Raw genomic sequence first — 16,182 nt, 5'->3', positions numbered from 1 at the left:
GTTTGAGTTGTTATTATTGAATTCCAACAACTTCTATATCAAAGACCAAGGTTGAGCCACCGGGAATAGGGCCATAATCATTGTCTCCATATCCTAAATGCGGAGGAATGAACAAGCGGAGTTTGTCACCGACCTTCATGGTCAATAACCCTTCGCGGAAACCTGCCGCCAATTGAGCATCGGGGCTATAATCCATTGGGAATGGTCGGTAACCGCCCTGATCTCTTCTTCCAGGGTTCAATTGGTTGAATTGCTCGGCAATTTCTTGGATATTGCTATCAAACAAATCACCATTGAACAACCATCCTGCATAGTTGACCAATACTTTTTGACCTATTTTAGGCTGCTCCCCATCACCTTCTTTTAAAGTTAAAATACGCAAGCCACTGGAAGTTTCTTCGGCCTCATTGATTTGTTCCGTAAACTGAGCGGCCAGATCTTCTTTCATTTTTTTGAATGCTTCTTCGGCTGCTTTGGCTTCCTCAAAATAATCGCTCATGATTTGAACGGCATCAAACTGTCGAGCTTCCTTGCCATTGCGAACAATTTCCACATGATCCATTACAATATCGGTAGTTGGCTTGTCGCCAGCTCCGGTTTTTACATTGGCAATGGTGTCCACCACATCCATTCCTGCGACCACTTCACCAAAAACAGTATGTTTGTCATCTAACCATGGCGTTGCTTTGTGTGTGATAAAAAATTGGCTGCTGTTTGTCTTGGGGCCTCTGTTGGCCATGGAAAGGATTCCTTTTTTGGAGTGCCTCAACGAATCGTTGAACTCGTCCTTAAAAGTGTATCCAATATTTCCACTGCCTGTGCCTGTAGGGTCTCCTCCTTGTATCATAAAATCTTTGATGACCCTGTGGAAAACAATGCCGTCATAGAATTTTTTGTCCTTGTACTCATCGTTCACAAATGGGTTTTTGCCTTCGGCCAAAGAAACAAAGTTGGCCACGGTAACCGGGGTTTTTTTGTATTCCAATTGAATGATGATATCTCCCTTGGTAGTTTGGATATCGGCAAAAATGCCATCACCCAAATCGGCATACTTGCTCGATTTACATCCTATGATTACTAGGAGAAATACGGGTATGATATAAAATAATTTCTTCATTGTTTAAGAATTTAGTTTAAACTGTCGTTGTCTATTATGATTGTATGTAATTCTACGGATGATTTAAGTGGCGTTTTTGGTCCAATGGCCTTGTTGTCTCCTTGATAGCCATAGGCTAGGGGAGACGGGAACAAAAATGTAGCCTTCTCGTTTATTTTTAAAAGTTTCACGGCATTTTGAAGCCCGGGAAACAGTTGTTGCTTGTCTATTACGTGAGATATTGGTCCAATTTCTTGCGCCGTATAAATGGTGTCGTTGCCCAAGCTCATCAAATTATAGGAAAACAAAATTTGATCTCCCGTTTTTAATTGATATGTTGCCGTATCGTTTTTGGACTCGTAATAGTACCAAAATCCATCTGGACTGGACAGGTATTCGTGAACCGTATCTTTGGAGATGATTTCCTGAATGGCTTCTTCCTCTGCGGCCAATAATTTTTTGGTACGTTCAATGGACTCCTTGTAAAAACTGCCCGATTTAACCTCTACAGGTTTTCTGGGTTCTGGACCCCCACAGCTGGCAACAATCGCAATCAACAGAACGGCTAGCAAAAATCTCATGGGTTCAATTTGTCTTTATACGTTTTTAAAATATCGTTGAATCTGGATATGGTCTCTTCCATGCTCACCTCGCTCCTGCCCCCGGCAGCATTGGTATGTCCGCCTCCATTAAAATGTGTTCTCGCAAATTCGTTCACGGAAAAATCCCCAACGGAACGCAACGAAATCTTGATAATGCCTTCTTCCCGATTTTCAATAAAAATGAGCGCAAAAATAATACCTTCCAAAGTTAGCCCATAATTTACGAATCCCTCTGTGTCCCCCTTTTTAAAATCGTATTGGTCCAATTCATCTTGGCTAAGGGTAATGTATGCCGTTCTATATTCGGGCAGGATCACCATATTGCTCAAGGCAATGCCCAGCAAATGCAGGCGAGAGGGTGAATTGGTATCAAAAACTTTTTGATGGATTTCCATATTGTCCGCACCCTTGTCAATAAGTTCGGCCACTACACGGTGCGTTTTGCTCGATGTGGAACGGTATTTAAACGAACCTGTATCCGTCATGATGCCTGTGTACAAATTCGTGGCGATGTCGGCATCAATAAGACTGGTTTCACCCAAAAAGTCGATAAAGTTGTAGACCATCTCACAGGTGGAGCTCATGGTAACATCGGAATAGGTCACTTTGGCATAATCACTTGGTTGTTGGTGATGGTCTATCATAATAAAATCTGCATTGGCCTCTTGCAAAACAGTTTCCATTTGTCCAACTCGGGAAAGGTCGTTAAAGTCCAAGGTAAAAATTACAGTGGCCTGATCAATACGTTCTTTGGCTTGCGAGTTTTCCTTTTCAAAATTTATGACCGTATCGTTTCCTGGCAACCATTTCAGAAATTTAGGGTAGTCATTAGGTGCCACAACGTGCACCGTTTGTCCCTTTTCTTTTAAAAAAGCATAGAGGGCCAAACAGGAACCCATGGCATCTCCATCGGGGTTTCTGTGGGGAACGATTACTATTTTCTGAGGTTGGGAAAGAATCGACTTTATTGTCGTGATATCCGCTGAATTCATGCGACCAAATATACAATAATATAATATAGAGGAAACTTGGTTTATCCGTATTTTTGGTTCGGTAAAAACACATCATGAAACATTTTTATATTTTACTGACGGTTCTGGTTCTTTTTTCGGCTTGTAAAAAGAAAGCGGAAAAAACAGTTGGGGTTGCGGATAGTCCAATACCGGATTTTGTTGTGGCCTTTGGCTCTTGTAACATGTCGCAGGAACCGAATCCTTTTTGGGACGATATTTTGGCGGAAAAACCCGATGTGTGGATTTGGGGCGGGGATATTGTCTACGCAGATACGGATGATGTGGAAAGATTACGTACTATTTATGCGATGCAGGACACTGTTGCAGGCTATGCCAAATTGAAAAATGAAGTGCCCATAATAGGTACTTGGGACGACCATGATTTTGGTGTGAACGATGGGGGCTCCGATTTTTCCATAAAGGCCGAAAGCCAACAGGTTTTTTTGGACTTTATGGGTGTGCCCAAGGATAGTGAAAGAAGAGACCAAAAGGGAGTGTATGCTTCCCACGAATATAAGGCTTCATCGGGAAAAGTGAAAGTTATTGTGCTGGATACCCGCTATTTCAGGAGCGAACTCATCAAAGATGAGGATTCCAAAAAAAGGTATAAACCCACTACGGATTCTACCGCAACTGTACTTGGAGAAGCGCAATGGAAATGGTTGGAAAACGAACTTAACGATTCAGATGCCGATTTCAATTTGATCATGTCCAGTATCCAGGTACTTTCGGGAGAGCATGGTTTTGAAACTTGGGGCAATTTTCCTTTGGAAGTGGATAAATTGGAGAATATGATTGCTGAATCAGGAGCCAAGGGGGTGATCATCCTATCTGGGGATAGACATATTTCCGAATTCTCCAAAACGGATATTGACGGTCTTTCCTATCCCTTGGTAGATTTTACCAGCAGCGGACTTACCCATTCCTACTCTAGCTTTAGCGGTGAACCCAATCAGTATCGGGTAGGGGAGGTGGTTTCGGATAAAAGTTACGGTATCATCAACCTAAATATTGAAGAAAGAAAGGCAGAATTCAAGATTATGGGAGATAATGGTACTGTTCTCCAAGAGTTAAAACAAAGCTATTGAGCCTTGTACCTTGCTTGAAAAAGCGTAAGTTTGCGCAAAATTTAAAAAATGACTGGAAATAGAACATTTACCATGATTAAGCCTGATGCCGTTGAAAACGGGTACATTGGTGCAATTTTGGATAAAATAACGGCTGCTGGTTTTAAGATTGTGGCCATGAAGTTTACACAATTGAGCAAGAGGGATGCCGAAATATTCTATGCCATCCATAAAGAGCGTCCATTTTTTGGCGAGTTGGTAGAGTTTATGACAAGAGGGCCCATTGTGGCCGCTATTTTGGAAAAAGACAATGCAGTGGATGATTTCCGCGCTTTGATCGGTGCCACCAACCCGGAGGAAGCTGCTGAGGGAACCATTAGAAAATTGTACGCGGCCAGTATCGGTGAAAATGCAGTACACGGTTCCGATAGTGATGAAAACGCTGCTATAGAGGGTGCTTTTCACTTCTCAGGAAGGGAAATTTACTAATCGCGATACAAAGATATTTTAGTGGAAGCCACCTTTTTGGGTGGCTTTTTTATTTATTCCGTGCGGTTGCTGAGCGCTGGTCATTGAGCGAAGTCGAAATGAGTCGAAGCACGACACGGAATCTCATAAGCAATGGAATGGATGGGATGCTGAAACCTGCCTATGCCGGCAGGCGAGTTCAGCATGAAGAATTACGTTAGATTTCCCGTCGCTTTGCCCTGTCGAAATGACAATACGATTATACTTGTCATTTCGAAATGAGATGCAAAGCATCGATTGAGAAATCTACATTACTTCTAGATTTCTCGTCGCTTAGCTCTCTCGAAATGACATTGCGATTATTTTAAAACCAACTTCTTCACCAGTTCTTTACCTAATTCTTCATTGATCATCTTAATGATCTTGGACTTGCCCAAACTCAATTCTTCTCGCAGTACAGAAGATGAGAGCGAGATAAAGAGCGTTTCGTTCCTTAGTTCAACGGCGGTAGTGTAGTTGTTCACCCCATTGCCCATCAATTTAACCCATGCCTCTCTGGCGTCCACTTTGTCCATGCCCTTTTGGAGCTTGTTCTCTTTGATAAACTCGCTCAAAGCTTCGCTTAATGGTATGTGTGAGCTATGCCGTTTGGCCATTACTGTGGAATTTTGATGGGTTCAAAGCGTTTGTACTTGTAGACAACACCCTCTTGATTGGTTACCGAAAAAGAAACTGAATCCAATTGCAGCAGTTTTTCCTCCCACTCGCTAAACCCGCTTTCATAATATAAGGTAAATCTTTCATTGGATTGGGTTATAGTGAAACGCTCCACATCCTTGGAAGTGTTGTAGGTGCCATCAAACTTCGGTTTCATTTTTTTTCGATATCCTCTCTGTTCTTTTAAGTGGATGAAATCGATGCTTGTGTTTAAGCCATACTCCTTGATGGATCCATCGGGGAATTCTACTTCGGATATTTCCCAATAGCCGTTCAAATAATGCAAATCATCTTTATTTACGGATGAATCATTGCATCCCCAAAGCGTCAAAACCAATAATAGGGAAAGGATTTGTCTCATGGTGCTACAAGTTAAATATTTTATAGCTCTGGTGAATGTTTTTAACGACCTCTTCTGTTCTGTCGGCGTGCGTGTCGCTGATAAAAATCTGTCCAAAATTATCATCCTTCACCAATCCGACGATGTGAGAAACCCTGTTTTCGTCCAGTTTGTCAAAAATATCATCCAATAATAGAATTGGGGTGGTGTCCGCCAATTGCTTGATGAAATGGAATTGCGCCAGTTTCAATGCGATCAAAAAGGATTTTTGTTGCCCCTGGCTCCCAAACTTTTTGATGGGATGCCCCGCTATCGTGAAGCTGAGGTCATCTTTATGAACGCCGACCGATGTGTATTGCAACGCTCTGTCCTTTTCAATATTCTTTTCCAAAAGGTTCAATAGGGGGTCATCGCTCAACTGACTTTCATAGGAGAGGTCTATTTGCTCGTCTTTCTCGGAGATATTTTGATACTGTTCCTTAAAAATGGGCAGAAAGGAATCAATAAACTCAACTCTCTTTTGATGAATCGCTGTTCCCAAGGTATTCATCTGTTCGTTGTAAATGCTCAACGTATCTGGGTCAAAGGTACGGTTGGCGGCAAAATATTTGAGTAGGGAATTTCGTTGCGAAACCACCTTGTTATATTTGATGAGGTTTTGAAGATACACCTTGTCGGATTGCGATATTACCCCATCCATGAACTTTCTTCGGGTCTCGCTTCCTTCCAAAATAAGGTCGCGATCAGATGGGGAAATAATCACCAAAGGCAAAAAACCAATGTGCTCGGAAAACTTTTCGTAGGGTTTTCCATTGCGTTTTATCACCTTTTTAGTGCCTTTTTTAAAAGAGCAGAGTATTTTTTCGGTTCTTTCTTTTTTCTCAAATTCACCTTCAATAACAAAAAAATCGGTGTCGTGCTTTATATTTTGTGTGGACACGGGATTAAAGTAGCTTTTGCCAAAGCACAAGTGGTAAATGGAGTCCAAAACATTGGTCTTTCCCACTCCGTTATCACCCACCAAACAGTTGATTACGGGGTCGAAATCTAGCGCCTTGGAATCGAAATTCTTGTAATTGACTAAAGATAAATGTCTTAAAAACATAAAAAGTTAGAGAAACAATTTGGAATTAAAAGGTAGCCCTCCAAAAAGGGATTCCAAAAATAACGAATAAATTACCTTTTGGTTTTGGATAAAAACTTTATTTTTGCGCGACCAATTAAATGACGGATGGCAACATACAAGAAGAGAGGCTTTAAGCCAAAAAATAAGGAAGAGGAAGCTCAGTTAGAGGAACACGACAGTACAACCGCTGAAGTTTTCAATACTTTGGATGAGGGTGCTTCCAAAACCGAAGAGTGGGTTCAGAAGAACCAAAACTACATTTTGGGCGTTATTGGTGTAATTGCCGTGGGTGTTTTGGCCTACTTGGGTTATCATCAATTCATCCAGAACCCAAAAGAAGCTGCCGCAGCAAACGAACTTTTTTACCCACAACAATATTTTGATCAAGCCTTGGCAAGTGAAACAGAGAAAGATTCTTTGTTCACTTTGGCATTGAACGGGGCCCAAGGTAAATATGGGTTCTTGGATATTATCGAGGAATACAGCGGTACCAAAGCAGCGAACTTGGCCAAGTATTCGGCAGGCATGACGTATTTGAACTTGAAACAGTACGATCAAGCCATTGAGCATTTGGAGGGCTTTTCTTCTGATGATGATATTATGGGAGCCATGGGTAAAGGTGGAATCGGAGATGCTTTCTCACAATTGAACCAGCCTGAAGATGCATTGGACTACTACGAAAAAGCCATTGCACATAGCGATAACGAGTTTACTGCACCAAGATTTTTACACAAAGCAGGTGTGATTGCCTTGGAACTTGGGGAAAAAAGCAAAGCCTTAGGGTACTTTGAACGCATCAAAGAAGAATTTCCCAACTCACAAGAAGCAAATAGCGTTGATGCACTGATCGGATTGGCGCAAAACTAAACCATGGCTACAACGAACAAAAACTTATCCGTTTACGATAAAAACAAAATCCCAAATGCGAAGAACCTTCGGTTTGGGATTGTTGTTTCTGAATGGAACGGTGAAATTACCGAGGCCCTTTATCAAGGTGCCGAAGAAGCTTTAGTGGATTGCGGCGCGCTTCCCGAAAATGTGCTTCGGTGGGATGTGCCCGGGAGTTTTGAACTCACTTTTGGGTGTAAAAAAATGATTCAAACGGAAAAAGTTGATGCCATTGTAGCCATTGGTAGTGTTATCCGTGGCGAAACCAGTCATTTTGATTTTGTTTGCAGTGCCACCGCACAAGGCATAAAAGATTTAAATGTGGCGTATGATGTTCCCGTGATCTTTTGTGTGTTGACGGATGATAACATTGAGCAGTCCAGGGCCAGGAGTGGGGGCAAGCACGGCAACAAGGGAACCGAAGCGGCCATTGCCGCCATACAAATGGCTGTGTTGGGCAAGTAAAAGTCAAGTTCAAGCTCAAGTTCAAGTTCAATACTTCGACAATCCAACTTCTGAACATCCAAGAATCCAATAAGGCCAATCCCCTGGTTGCACAAATATCCAGATAGCTGTTAACATTTTTTGGGATGATCGTTCAATCCCTTTTTCCTATTTTAAGTACCTTTGAGGCTACAGCGATAAGGATACCATGCGAAACCCTTTAAAACTTAGGAAAAATAAGAGCTTCGATTACTCCCCCAGATATTACAAGGGAGAGGGAAATCCTTATAAAATTGAGCACAAACTCGATAAATTTCGAAGTACGGCACATTCTACAAGGGGGCTCAAGAATAAGTTGACTTCTGCAGTAGATGACCTACAGACCGAAGGGGATAAAAACTTAAAGCTTCGTTTTTGGATTATTGTGGCCGTTTTGGTGTTGCTGTTCCTGTTTATCATCGATTTTGATTTATCAATATTCCTGAATCCATAATGGCGGACATCATTAAACTTTTACCGGACCATGTCGCTAACCAAATAGCCGCAGGGGAGGTGGTCCAACGACCCGCTTCCGTTGTAAAGGAACTTTTGGAAAATGCCATTGATGCAGGTTCAACTTCCATTAAATTAATCATCAAAGATGGTGGCAAAGCACTTATCCAAGTCGTTGACGATGGTGTTGGTATGAGCGAGACGGATGCCCGATTGTCTTTTGAGCGGCATGCGACTTCCAAAATATCATCGGCGCAGGACTTGTTCAATCTGGAAACCAAAGGTTTTCGGGGAGAGGCCTTGGCCTCCATTGCCGCAATTGCCCATGTGGATATGCAAACCAGAACCTCGTCCAATGAGGTGGGAACCCATCTTAAGATTGAAGGCAGCAAGATTGTTTCCCAAGAAGTTGTAGCGACTCCAAAAGGAACGTCAATATCTGTCAAAAACCTGTTCTTCAATATTCCTGCCCGTCGGAACTTTTTAAAGTCGAACCAAGTGGAACTTCGCCATATTACCGATGAGTTTCATCGTGTGGCCTTGGTACATCCCAATATTGAGTTCCATTTTTACAATAACGGCTCTGAAATTTTTAACCTGCCCAGCACAAAGCACCGCCAACGAATTGTGCACATCTTTGGCAGTAAAATGGAGCACCGTTTGGTGCCGGTGAACGAAGAGACCGAGGTAGTGAAAGTATCCGGCTTCATCTGTAAACCCGAGTTCGCCAAAAAGAGCAGGGGAGAGCAGTTCTTTTTTGCCAACAACCGTTATATTAGAAGCCCGTATTTACACCACGCAGTGGTCGCTGCTTTTGAAGGCTTGATAAAATCCGATACATACCCTGGGTATTTTTTGTTTTTGGATGTGGACCCATCCTCTATCGATATCAACATCCATCCCACCAAAACCGAGGTGAAGTTTGATGATGAGAACACCTTGTATGCCATTTTAAGGTCAACCATTAAGCATAGCTTGGGACAGTTCAACGTGGCCCCTGTATTGGATTTTGACCATGACCCCAATTTGGACACTCCTTATTCCTACAAAGAAAAAGGAGTCGTGATTCCAAAAGTGACCGTGGACGCTATGTTTAATCCGTTTCAGGAAACACCGACCAAGAAAAATACAGGTAATAGTTTCCGTAAACAAAGCGCCAAAGGCTGGGAAGATTTGTACGAAGGTCTTGGCAATCAAAATGACCACAACGAGTTTAGTAGTGTGATTATTGAGTCGGAAAGTGAGGAGCAAGGAACGTTGTATTCGGGCAAGGATATTGAAGAACATTTGGCCAGTACGTTTCAATTGCGCCGAAAATATGTGGTAAGCACGGTAAAATCCGGGATGTTGGTCATCCATCAGAATAGAGCTCACGAACGGATTCTCTTTGAAAAGTTTTTAGGTGAGATTACGGTAAAAGAAGGTGTGAGCCAACAATTGCTGTTTCCTTTGGAACTGACCTTTAATAAACAGGAATTGGCTGTGCTGCAAGAAATTAAAGAAAGTCTGACAAACATTGGTTTTGCTTTCCAGAGTTTGGAGGAGGAAACTGTAAAAGTGACAGGCGTGCCCATGATGGTTCCCGAGAGTGGGATTGGCACGGTATTGGATCGCTTAATTTCAGATTACATGGAGGGTTATGCCGATGGCTCCATTTCGCAGGCCGAAATGTTGGCAAAGGCATTGAGTAGGAATTTGGCCGTAAGAACTGGGGATGTGTTGGACCAAGAATCGCAATTGACCTTGGTGAACAACCTTTTTGCTTGCAAGGAGCCCAATTTGAGCCCTTTTCAAAAAATAACATATACCATTATCTCAGAAGGGGATATAGATAAAAAATTTAATTAAATGGGTAGACTTACCGAGGCAGTAAAGCATATTTTGATCATTAACGTGATTATGTTTCTTGCCACACAATTATACGGAGACCAAATGTACCAATGGATGTCACTTTGGTTTCCCAAAAATTCCAATTTTGAATGGTGGCAGGTGGTGACCCACATGTTTATGCATGGTAACTTTATGCATATTCTTTTTAATATGTACGCGCTTTGGGCCTTTGGTACGCCTTTGGAGCGTATTTGGGGCAAGAACAAGTTTATTTTCTTCTATTTTTCGGCAGGTTTGGGTTCTGCTGCCTTGCATACCGGGGTGAATTATTTTCTTTTCAACGAGGGAATGAGTGCTTTGGAAGGTGCAGGTATTGCCCGTACACAGATTTTGGATATTTTGGCCAATGGGCAGTATAGCCCCGGTTGGTACGATATTGCTGGAAAAAGCACGGTGGATAGTATGCTGACAGCTTTCAATACGCCAGCAGTAGGTGCGTCGGGAGCTATTTACGGTATTTTGGTGGCTTTTGCATTTATGTATTCGGAGGCCAAACTGATGCTTATCTTTTTGCCCGTACCGATAAAGGCGAAGTACTTTGTGCCGATTCTTATTGCCGTTGACCTTATTTTTGGAATAGGCAATGTTAATACAGGGGTGGCACATTTTGCACACATTGGCGGTGCTTTAATTGGTTTTATAATGATGTGGTACTGGAAAAAGAACCAGTTCAACAGTAATCGGTGGGATTAACTTATGATGAACGGTGGACTACGATATCAATTTGCGAGGCTTAGTATTGCAGAGAAACTTATAGCGGTAAACGTACTGTTGTTTTTGTTGGATGGTCTATCCGGAGCGTTACTGGGGCAGTCCTTTTCGCATTGGTTCCATTTGCCGAAGGATTTCTTTGAATTTTTGGCACAACCATGGTCTTTGGTCACATATTCATTTTTCCACGCAGGTTTTGGTCATATTTTTTGGAATATGCTCGTACTTTACTTTGCCAGTCGAATCTTTTTGAACCTTTTTGATGCCCAACGCTTTATCAACGTCTACTTTTTAGGATTGATATTGGGTGGGTTGGTATTTCTGCTCAGCTATAATGTTTTTCCAACCTTGGTCAATTCCAATACAGCTTTAATCGGAGCATCTGCAGGAGTTAACGCAGTACTTATTTTTGTTTGTGCCTATATTCCCAATCAAGAAGTACGTTTGATTTTCTTCAACATCAAACTATGGTATATCGGGGTTGCTTTGGTGGTTAAGGATTTGGTGCTGATAGGTATGGGGGACAACATTGGTGGTGGAATGGCCCACTTAGGTGGAGCCTTTTTGGGCTATGTGTATGCTCGGCAATTGTTCAAAGGCAATGACATAGGTGCTGGCTTTACCAAGTTCAGAAATGTCATTTTGGACCTTTTCAAGCCAAAAGAAAAGAAGGCGCCAATGAAAACGGTATACAGGAAAAAAGCAGCGACCAAGAGCAAAGCGGATTACGATAAGCAGGCCAAGCAAAAACGAATAGATACGATTTTGGATAAAATCAGCAAGTCTGGTTACGAGAGCTTGTCTAAAGAGGAAAAAGACTTTTTGTTTAAGGCAGGTAAGGAAGATTAGACCGTGAAAAAAGCTACCTCGATAATTGATAGGATTGTGTATGTAATCAATGCGTTAGTTGCAGTTTTATTGATAGTCACCGGCATACTATCCTATATGCCGCTCCAAATTGTTTCGGCCTTATCTGTTCTAAGTTTGGTTGTTCCCTTTCTTTTTTTACTTAATATTTTATTCCTTGTTTACTGGGGCATCAAACTAAAAAGACAACTTGTTCTTTCCTTGGTTGCGATTGTTCTTGGTTATTTAATGTTTGGACCTTTTTATGGATTGGGCAATGACCCTATTCCCAAAAAAGAATCATCCGACTTGAAAATTATGTCCTATAATGTGTGGGGCTTCAATAAAAATGGATGGATGAAAGAACCAGGTGTTGGCGATAGTATTGTTGAACTTGTTAAGAAACAGGACCCCGATATATTTTGTGTGCAGGAGCATAGTAGGGCACGGTATCAGCAATTGAAACAGTATCCTTACCGTAGTGAAACCCCGCATGCCAATAAAAGAGCAACGCAAGCCATATTCTCCAAGTTCCCAATAATAAGTAGCGGTTCGTTAGATCTTCCCGGCACACAGAATAACATTATTTATGCAGATATTTTATTACGAAAAGATACCATTAGGGTTTATAATTTGCATTTGCAATCGTTTAAAATAAGACCCAGTACCGATAATTTTTCAGATGGGGAAAAATCGGAGAGGACATATAAAAGATTGGTCCATACATTTTCGAAGCAGTTGGAGCAGGCGGAAATATTTAGGGCGCATTTTGAGAACAGCCCTTATACCAATATAGTTTGTGGTGATTTAAATAACACACAGTTTTCCAACATCTACAAAATTGTAAAAGGAGATTTACAAGATACTTTTTTGGAAAAAGGTAAGGGCTTTGGTCGTACCTATGATTTTTGGAAGATTCCACTGCGTATTGACTATATTTTGGCAGACCCAAAGTTTGAAGTACTTTCCCATCAAAATTTTGATGAACGCCTGTCCGATCACTATCCTGTTATGGCCACTTTGCGCTTCAGCTCACATGAGTAGGCAATCCAATGTATCCGCAAAAATGTGGATGATCAAGGCCAATCCAATGATTCGTGTGGGTTTAAAAAATGGCAAAATGCAGTAGATGGCTATTGCCCAATAACTGTGTAGGGCATGAAATCCAATACTACAACGGTTGGTGTCAAATAGGGGAGTGGCCCAAAGGTGATCTACATCGATGATAATTCCCGCCAGCAGTATTAGTGCCACTTTGATTCTATTGTCCTTGAAAAACCAAACGGCTATCAAAATAGGGATTAAAAAGTGTATGCCGTAATGGAGTAGATGCCTAAGCATGTTTTAAATCCAAAGATAGACTTTTTAGGTAACTGAGCGTGTTGGTGCCCTCGTTGAACAGGAGATCAAGCACACTTAAATTGGGGATGAATCCGTGGCGTTCCTCAAATACTTGGGTGTAGGGTTCCACGTTCCAATCTTTCTCCTTTTTCGCATCGACCAAAAACCGAGCATCAAAAAGGCTTGCTGGTGAAAGTTCGTATTTTTCGGATTTTTCTGTTGTGATTGCCAGCCCAATACAATCTGCAATCGTTTCTATGGTTTTTAAATTGAAGTCGTATAGGGAGTCTTCAGAGTCTTCGTAAAGTGGTCTTAGCTCATCCTCATAAAATTCAAAAAAAGGTGAGGTCCTGTATGCAGTTTCCAAAGTGCGCCAATGTTCTTTCTTCCAGTTATAACTGTTCTCCGTGCTTACATCAACATATTTTTGTCGACCTTCTTGGCCACCTACGTGCTTAATGGGGATGTTGAGCATGTGCTTGCCCTTATCTGTGGAAATATAACAGCGGTTTCTGTACGTCTGCTTCTGAAAATTATCATGGGCTTCCCAAATCACTTCATGCTGCACTATGGCCGCAAAAGTGGCAATACTTGGAAAATAAGAGGGATGTACGAGTATTTTCAAAGAACAATGTAATTAACGGTTATCTATGCTTTGCTCTTCTTTTTCTTACGGAAGAAATCAAAAATGAACCAAGCTGCCAAAAGCCCGATGAAATACCAGAAATAGGATACAGGTTCGCCGCTTCCGCCAACGGTAGTAAATACACGGTCCCAACGAACTCTCCAATTGGCGATTCCTTGTCTAAAGTTGTCAAAACTCATCCAAAGGAAAACAGGCTTGCCCACAATGTGGTCGGCAGGAACGTAGCCCCAAGTCCTACTATCTTCGGAGTGGTCACGGTTGTCACCCATCATCCAATAATAATCTTGTTTAAAAGTGTAGGAATCGGCTTCTTCTCCGTTGATGAGCACTTTGTTTCCTGTTACTTTTACATCGTTGTGCTCATAATCGCGGATGATTTTTTTGTACAACGGAATAGTTCTCGAATTGATTTCCACCGTGGTTCCTTTCTTAGGAATATAAATCGGTCCAAAGTTATCGTTGTTCCAAGGGTAGAGGTTGGGTTTTTGTGGAAATGCGCCGCCATATTGCCCTTTCGGGTCGATGGTTTGTACCACTGAATCTATGGCAGGATTGTTCCTAAGGGCATCAACCATTTCACTGGTAAGGTTGGCCATCCGGGAGCGGGGTTTTTCCTCGGTGAGCGAAAGCCGCAATTGACGAATAACATCGGTTGGAATACCATTTTCCTGTGTGTAAAGCTCAATTTTGCCATCGTCCGTTGGTCTTGCACCGGAAATGTATGGCGCCAACCCATTATATTGGGATTCATTGATGTTGGTGGCAATATATTTACGAACGTAGTCGGAAGCATCAACATCCTCCAAATATTTACTGGATACCCCATTTTTAGCATAAATGTCATACATATACATGGGTTTTGCCCTGTCCGAAAGTTGAAGCTGCTCACCGTTGATATACACATATCCATTGATAACTTCGAGAGAATCCCCGGGGGTTCCCACGCATCGTTTTACGTAGTTTGATTTTTTGTCGATAGGCTTTATAACGGCCTTTTGTGCCTTAAAGAATTGATACAGCGTATCAGCGGGCAAACTAAAGACAACGATGTCGTTTTTCTCCACTTTTTCAAAACCGGGCAACCGCATGTAAGGGAGTTGCAATTTGTTTATCCAAGAAGTTTTATAAGTGTCTGGATTCACATCGGCCAAATATGACCTTGTTTTAAGAACAGGAAGTGTATCATGCACCATGGGGGCGGCCAAGGTTGTCATAGGAACCCTTGCTCCATAATGGAACTTGCTTACAAACAAGAAATCACCCACTCGCAAGGTACGCTCCAGAGACCCTGTCGGAATCACATAAGGTTGAATGAAATAGGTGTGGACAAAGGTTGCTGCCACAATGGCAAATACAATGGAGCTGACCCATTCGCCCAATCCCGTTTTTGGCTTTAGGCTACGATCTTCAATGTACTGTACGTCCTCCGCATAATTAAGGTAAAAAATGTAAAAACCAAGGGTAAGGATTACCAGCCAAGTATCTACAAGCGAGTTCTTTCCAAAACTGCGGATGGTTTCCACCCAAACTACGGGGAACATCAATAAATTAATGATGGGAATGAACAACAACAGCACCCACCACCATGGTCTGTTGATGATTTTCATCAAAACAATGCCATTGTAAATAGGTATGGCGGCTTCCCATGGTTTTCTGCCTGCCTTAACGTAGAGTTTCCATGTTCCCAAGAAATGGATAACCTGAATGATCAGGATAAAAATAATCCATTGTGTACCGTCCATATAAAAAAGTTTCTTTGTTAGACCCTGGGTCTAAATTCTTGTTACGTTTTTTAGCTTAGGTTTAACACATCTTTCATGGAAAAAACACCTGTTTTTCCGTGTATCCATTCCGATGCAATAACTGCTCCCAGAGCAAAACCTTCCCTGTTGTGTGCTTCGTGTTTTATCTCAATAGTGTCCACCGAACTTTTATAAGAAATACTGTGCGTTCCAGGAACCATACCTTCCCTGATGGATTTTATAGGGATGATTTTATCTCCCGATTGTTCCAATTTCCAGTTTTCGTAGGGGGTGTTTTCAATGATTCCCTCGGCAAGGGTAATGGCGGTTCCACTGGGTGCATCCAATTTTTGGGTGTGATGGATTTCTTCCATGGAAACCTTGTATTGCCCCGATCCAGCCATTATTTTGGCAAGATGTTTATTGAGTTCAAAAAAAATATTGACCCCCAAACTAAAGTTGGAGGCGTAGATAAAAGCACTTTTATTGTCATCACAAATTTTGATGGCCTCCTCAAACCTGTCCAACCAACCCGTTGTGCCGCTTATTACGGGAACCTTGTTCTTAAAACAGTTGGTAATATTGTCAAAAGCAGCCTCGGGCGTGCTAAAATCAATGGCAACATCCAAGGAAGCATAATCTACATCTTGCGAAGGGTCGTCAATTTTTGCTACAATGGAATGGCCTCTGCCCTGAGCAATCTGCTCTATCATCTTTCCCATTTTGCCATATCCAAACAGACCGATCTTCATA

At 41.9% G+C, this 16,182-nt stretch carries 19 protein-coding genes; 9 read left to right on the top strand and 10 right to left on the bottom strand.

What is annotated here, in order from left to right:
- Positions 1 to 13: 13 nt before the first annotated feature.
- Genes AC13CS_RS05135 through AC13CS_RS05125 form a run of 3 tightly spaced genes read right to left on the bottom strand, consistent with a single transcriptional unit; the run spans position 14 to position 2,690 of the window.
- On the bottom strand, positions 14 to 1,117 hold the full coding sequence (locus AC13CS_RS05135; RefSeq protein WP_293168204.1) for a peptidylprolyl isomerase: 1,104 nt from the start codon (positions 1,115 to 1,117) through the stop codon (positions 14 to 16).
- An 11-nt stretch (positions 1,118 to 1,128) separates the two neighbouring features.
- On the bottom strand, positions 1,129 to 1,677 hold the full coding sequence (gene gldI, locus AC13CS_RS05130; RefSeq protein ID WP_293168202.1) for a gliding motility-associated peptidyl-prolyl isomerase GldI: 549 nt from the start codon (positions 1,675 to 1,677) through the stop codon (positions 1,129 to 1,131).
- Positions 1,674 to 2,690 (bottom strand): DHH family phosphoesterase, encoded by a 1,017-nt coding sequence (locus AC13CS_RS05125; RefSeq protein WP_293168200.1) that lies wholly within the window; start codon positions 2,688 to 2,690, stop codon positions 1,674 to 1,676. The genes gldI and AC13CS_RS05125 overlap by 4 nt, the downstream gene beginning before the upstream one ends.
- Before the next feature lie 74 nt (positions 2,691 to 2,764).
- On the opposite strand from AC13CS_RS05125, the gene AC13CS_RS05120 reads away from it, so the two are divergent.
- Both AC13CS_RS05120 and AC13CS_RS05115 read left to right on the top strand, forming a co-directional pair.
- The gene (locus AC13CS_RS05120) at positions 2,765 to 3,799 is read left to right on the top strand and encodes an alkaline phosphatase D family protein (RefSeq protein WP_293168198.1); all 1,035 of its coding nucleotides are present in this window, start codon (positions 2,765 to 2,767) and stop codon (positions 3,797 to 3,799) included.
- A 48-nt stretch (positions 3,800 to 3,847) separates the two neighbouring features.
- Positions 3,848 to 4,267, top strand: a complete 420-nt coding sequence (locus AC13CS_RS05115) for a nucleoside-diphosphate kinase (protein ID WP_100815890.1) — start codon at positions 3,848 to 3,850, stop codon at positions 4,265 to 4,267.
- A 338-nt stretch (positions 4,268 to 4,605) separates the two neighbouring features.
- Here AC13CS_RS05115 and AC13CS_RS05110 read toward each other — a convergent pair whose 3' ends face one another.
- The 3 genes from AC13CS_RS05110 to recF are packed head-to-tail and all read right to left on the bottom strand — an operon-like array spanning position 4,606 to position 6,408.
- Entirely contained in the window at positions 4,606 to 4,902 is a 297-nt protein-coding gene (locus tag AC13CS_RS05110) for a DciA family protein (RefSeq protein ID WP_293168194.1), read from the bottom strand.
- Positions 4,902 to 5,324, bottom strand: coding sequence for a hypothetical protein (locus AC13CS_RS05105; protein ID WP_293168192.1), 423 nt, complete (start codon positions 5,322 to 5,324; stop codon positions 4,902 to 4,904). The genes AC13CS_RS05110 and AC13CS_RS05105 overlap by 1 nt, the downstream gene beginning before the upstream one ends.
- A 4-nt stretch (positions 5,325 to 5,328) precedes the next feature.
- Complete coding sequence (gene recF, locus AC13CS_RS05100) at positions 5,329 to 6,408, bottom strand: DNA replication/repair protein RecF (protein ID WP_293168190.1); 1,080 nt, start codon at positions 6,406 to 6,408, stop codon at positions 5,329 to 5,331.
- Between the two features lie 126 nt (positions 6,409 to 6,534).
- Between recF and AC13CS_RS05095 the strand changes: the two genes are divergently transcribed.
- The 7 genes from AC13CS_RS05095 (at position 6,535) to AC13CS_RS05065 (ending at position 12,744) form a co-directional block, all read left to right on the top strand.
- Entirely contained in the window at positions 6,535 to 7,296 is a 762-nt protein-coding gene (locus AC13CS_RS05095) for a tetratricopeptide repeat protein (RefSeq protein ID WP_293168188.1), read from the top strand.
- A 3-nt stretch (positions 7,297 to 7,299) separates the two neighbouring features.
- Complete coding sequence (ribH, locus tag AC13CS_RS05090) at positions 7,300 to 7,782, top strand: 6,7-dimethyl-8-ribityllumazine synthase (RefSeq protein WP_293168186.1); 483 nt, start codon at positions 7,300 to 7,302, stop codon at positions 7,780 to 7,782.
- A gap of 187 nt (positions 7,783 to 7,969) precedes the next feature.
- Entirely contained in the window at positions 7,970 to 8,254 is a 285-nt protein-coding gene (locus tag AC13CS_RS05085; RefSeq protein ID WP_014031601.1) for a hypothetical protein, read from the top strand.
- Positions 8,254 to 10,101: a DNA mismatch repair endonuclease MutL gene (gene mutL, locus AC13CS_RS05080; protein ID WP_293168184.1), complete on the top strand. Its 1,848-nt coding sequence runs from the start codon at positions 8,254 to 8,256 to the stop codon at positions 10,099 to 10,101. Before AC13CS_RS05085 ends, mutL begins: the two co-directional genes overlap by 1 nt.
- Complete coding sequence (locus AC13CS_RS05075; RefSeq protein ID WP_293168182.1) at positions 10,102 to 10,836, top strand: rhomboid family intramembrane serine protease; 735 nt, start codon at positions 10,102 to 10,104, stop codon at positions 10,834 to 10,836. It begins immediately after the preceding gene.
- A gap of 3 nt (positions 10,837 to 10,839) precedes the next feature.
- Positions 10,840 to 11,703 carry a rhomboid family intramembrane serine protease gene (locus tag AC13CS_RS05070; protein WP_293168180.1) on the top strand — a complete coding sequence of 288 codons (864 nt, stop codon included), beginning with the start codon at positions 10,840 to 10,842 and terminating at the stop codon, positions 11,701 to 11,703.
- Positions 11,704 to 11,706: 3 nt separating this feature from the next.
- Positions 11,707 to 12,744: an endonuclease/exonuclease/phosphatase family protein gene (locus AC13CS_RS05065; protein WP_293168178.1), complete on the top strand. Its 1,038-nt coding sequence runs from the start codon at positions 11,707 to 11,709 to the stop codon at positions 12,742 to 12,744.
- Here AC13CS_RS05065 and AC13CS_RS05060 read toward each other — a convergent pair.
- Genes AC13CS_RS05060 through dapB form a run of 4 tightly spaced genes read right to left on the bottom strand, consistent with a single transcriptional unit; the run spans position 12,733 to position 16,181 of the window.
- Complete coding sequence (locus tag AC13CS_RS05060; protein WP_293168176.1) at positions 12,733 to 13,041, bottom strand: DUF6122 family protein; 309 nt, start codon at positions 13,039 to 13,041, stop codon at positions 12,733 to 12,735. The two genes, AC13CS_RS05065 and AC13CS_RS05060, sit on opposite strands and share 12 nt — an antisense overlap.
- Positions 13,034 to 13,666 (bottom strand): WbqC family protein, encoded by a 633-nt coding sequence (locus AC13CS_RS05055; protein WP_293168174.1) that lies wholly within the window; start codon positions 13,664 to 13,666, stop codon positions 13,034 to 13,036. Before AC13CS_RS05055 ends, AC13CS_RS05060 begins: the two co-directional genes overlap by 8 nt.
- 23 nt (positions 13,667 to 13,689) lie before the next feature.
- Positions 13,690 to 15,429: a signal peptidase I gene (lepB, locus tag AC13CS_RS05050; protein WP_293168172.1), complete on the bottom strand. Its 1,740-nt coding sequence runs from the start codon at positions 15,427 to 15,429 to the stop codon at positions 13,690 to 13,692.
- Between the two features lie 50 nt (positions 15,430 to 15,479).
- Entirely contained in the window at positions 15,480 to 16,181 is a 702-nt protein-coding gene (gene dapB, locus AC13CS_RS05045) for a 4-hydroxy-tetrahydrodipicolinate reductase (protein ID WP_293168170.1), read from the bottom strand.
- Position 16,182: the final 1 nt, after the last annotated feature.

It is taken from the genome of Flagellimonas sp. B-3 (assembly GCF_056857835.1).
Note: the sequence above shows the minus strand (reverse complement) of the source record. Positions and strands in the feature narration are given on the sequence as shown.

Coding starts and splice junctions, on each gene's coding strand:
- recF (WP_293168190.1), bottom strand. CDS start 6,408: ATGTTTTTAAGACATTTATCTTTAGTCAATTACAAGAATTTCGATTCC.
- AC13CS_RS05115 (WP_100815890.1), top strand. CDS start 3,848: ATGACTGGAAATAGAACATTTACCATGATTAAGCCTGATGCCGTTGAA.
- AC13CS_RS05110 (WP_293168194.1), bottom strand. CDS start 4,902: ATGGCCAAACGGCATAGCTCACACATACCATTAAGCGAAGCTTTGAGC.
- AC13CS_RS05095 (WP_293168188.1), top strand. CDS start 6,535: ATGGCAACATACAAGAAGAGAGGCTTTAAGCCAAAAAATAAGGAAGAG.
- lepB (WP_293168172.1), bottom strand. CDS start 15,429: ATGGACGGTACACAATGGATTATTTTTATCCTGATCATTCAGGTTATC.
- mutL (WP_293168184.1), top strand. CDS start 8,254: ATGGCGGACATCATTAAACTTTTACCGGACCATGTCGCTAACCAAATA.
- AC13CS_RS05105 (WP_293168192.1), bottom strand. CDS start 5,324: ATGAGACAAATCCTTTCCCTATTATTGGTTTTGACGCTTTGGGGATGC.
- AC13CS_RS05060 (WP_293168176.1), bottom strand. CDS start 13,041: ATGCTTAGGCATCTACTCCATTACGGCATACACTTTTTAATCCCTATT.
- dapB (WP_293168170.1), bottom strand. CDS start 16,181: ATGAAGATCGGTCTGTTTGGATATGGCAAAATGGGAAAGATGATAGAG.
- AC13CS_RS05070 (WP_293168180.1), top strand. CDS start 10,840: ATGATGAACGGTGGACTACGATATCAATTTGCGAGGCTTAGTATTGCA.
- AC13CS_RS05125 (WP_293168200.1), bottom strand. CDS start 2,690: ATGAATTCAGCGGATATCACGACAATAAAGTCGATTCTTTCCCAACCT.
- gldI (WP_293168202.1), bottom strand. CDS start 1,677: ATGAGATTTTTGCTAGCCGTTCTGTTGATTGCGATTGTTGCCAGCTGT.
- AC13CS_RS05075 (WP_293168182.1), top strand. CDS start 10,102: ATGGGTAGACTTACCGAGGCAGTAAAGCATATTTTGATCATTAACGTG.
- ribH (WP_293168186.1), top strand. CDS start 7,300: ATGGCTACAACGAACAAAAACTTATCCGTTTACGATAAAAACAAAATC.
- AC13CS_RS05135 (WP_293168204.1), bottom strand. CDS start 1,117: ATGAAGAAATTATTTTATATCATACCCGTATTTCTCCTAGTAATCATA.
- AC13CS_RS05085 (WP_014031601.1), top strand. CDS start 7,970: ATGCGAAACCCTTTAAAACTTAGGAAAAATAAGAGCTTCGATTACTCC.
- AC13CS_RS05120 (WP_293168198.1), top strand. CDS start 2,765: ATGAAACATTTTTATATTTTACTGACGGTTCTGGTTCTTTTTTCGGCT.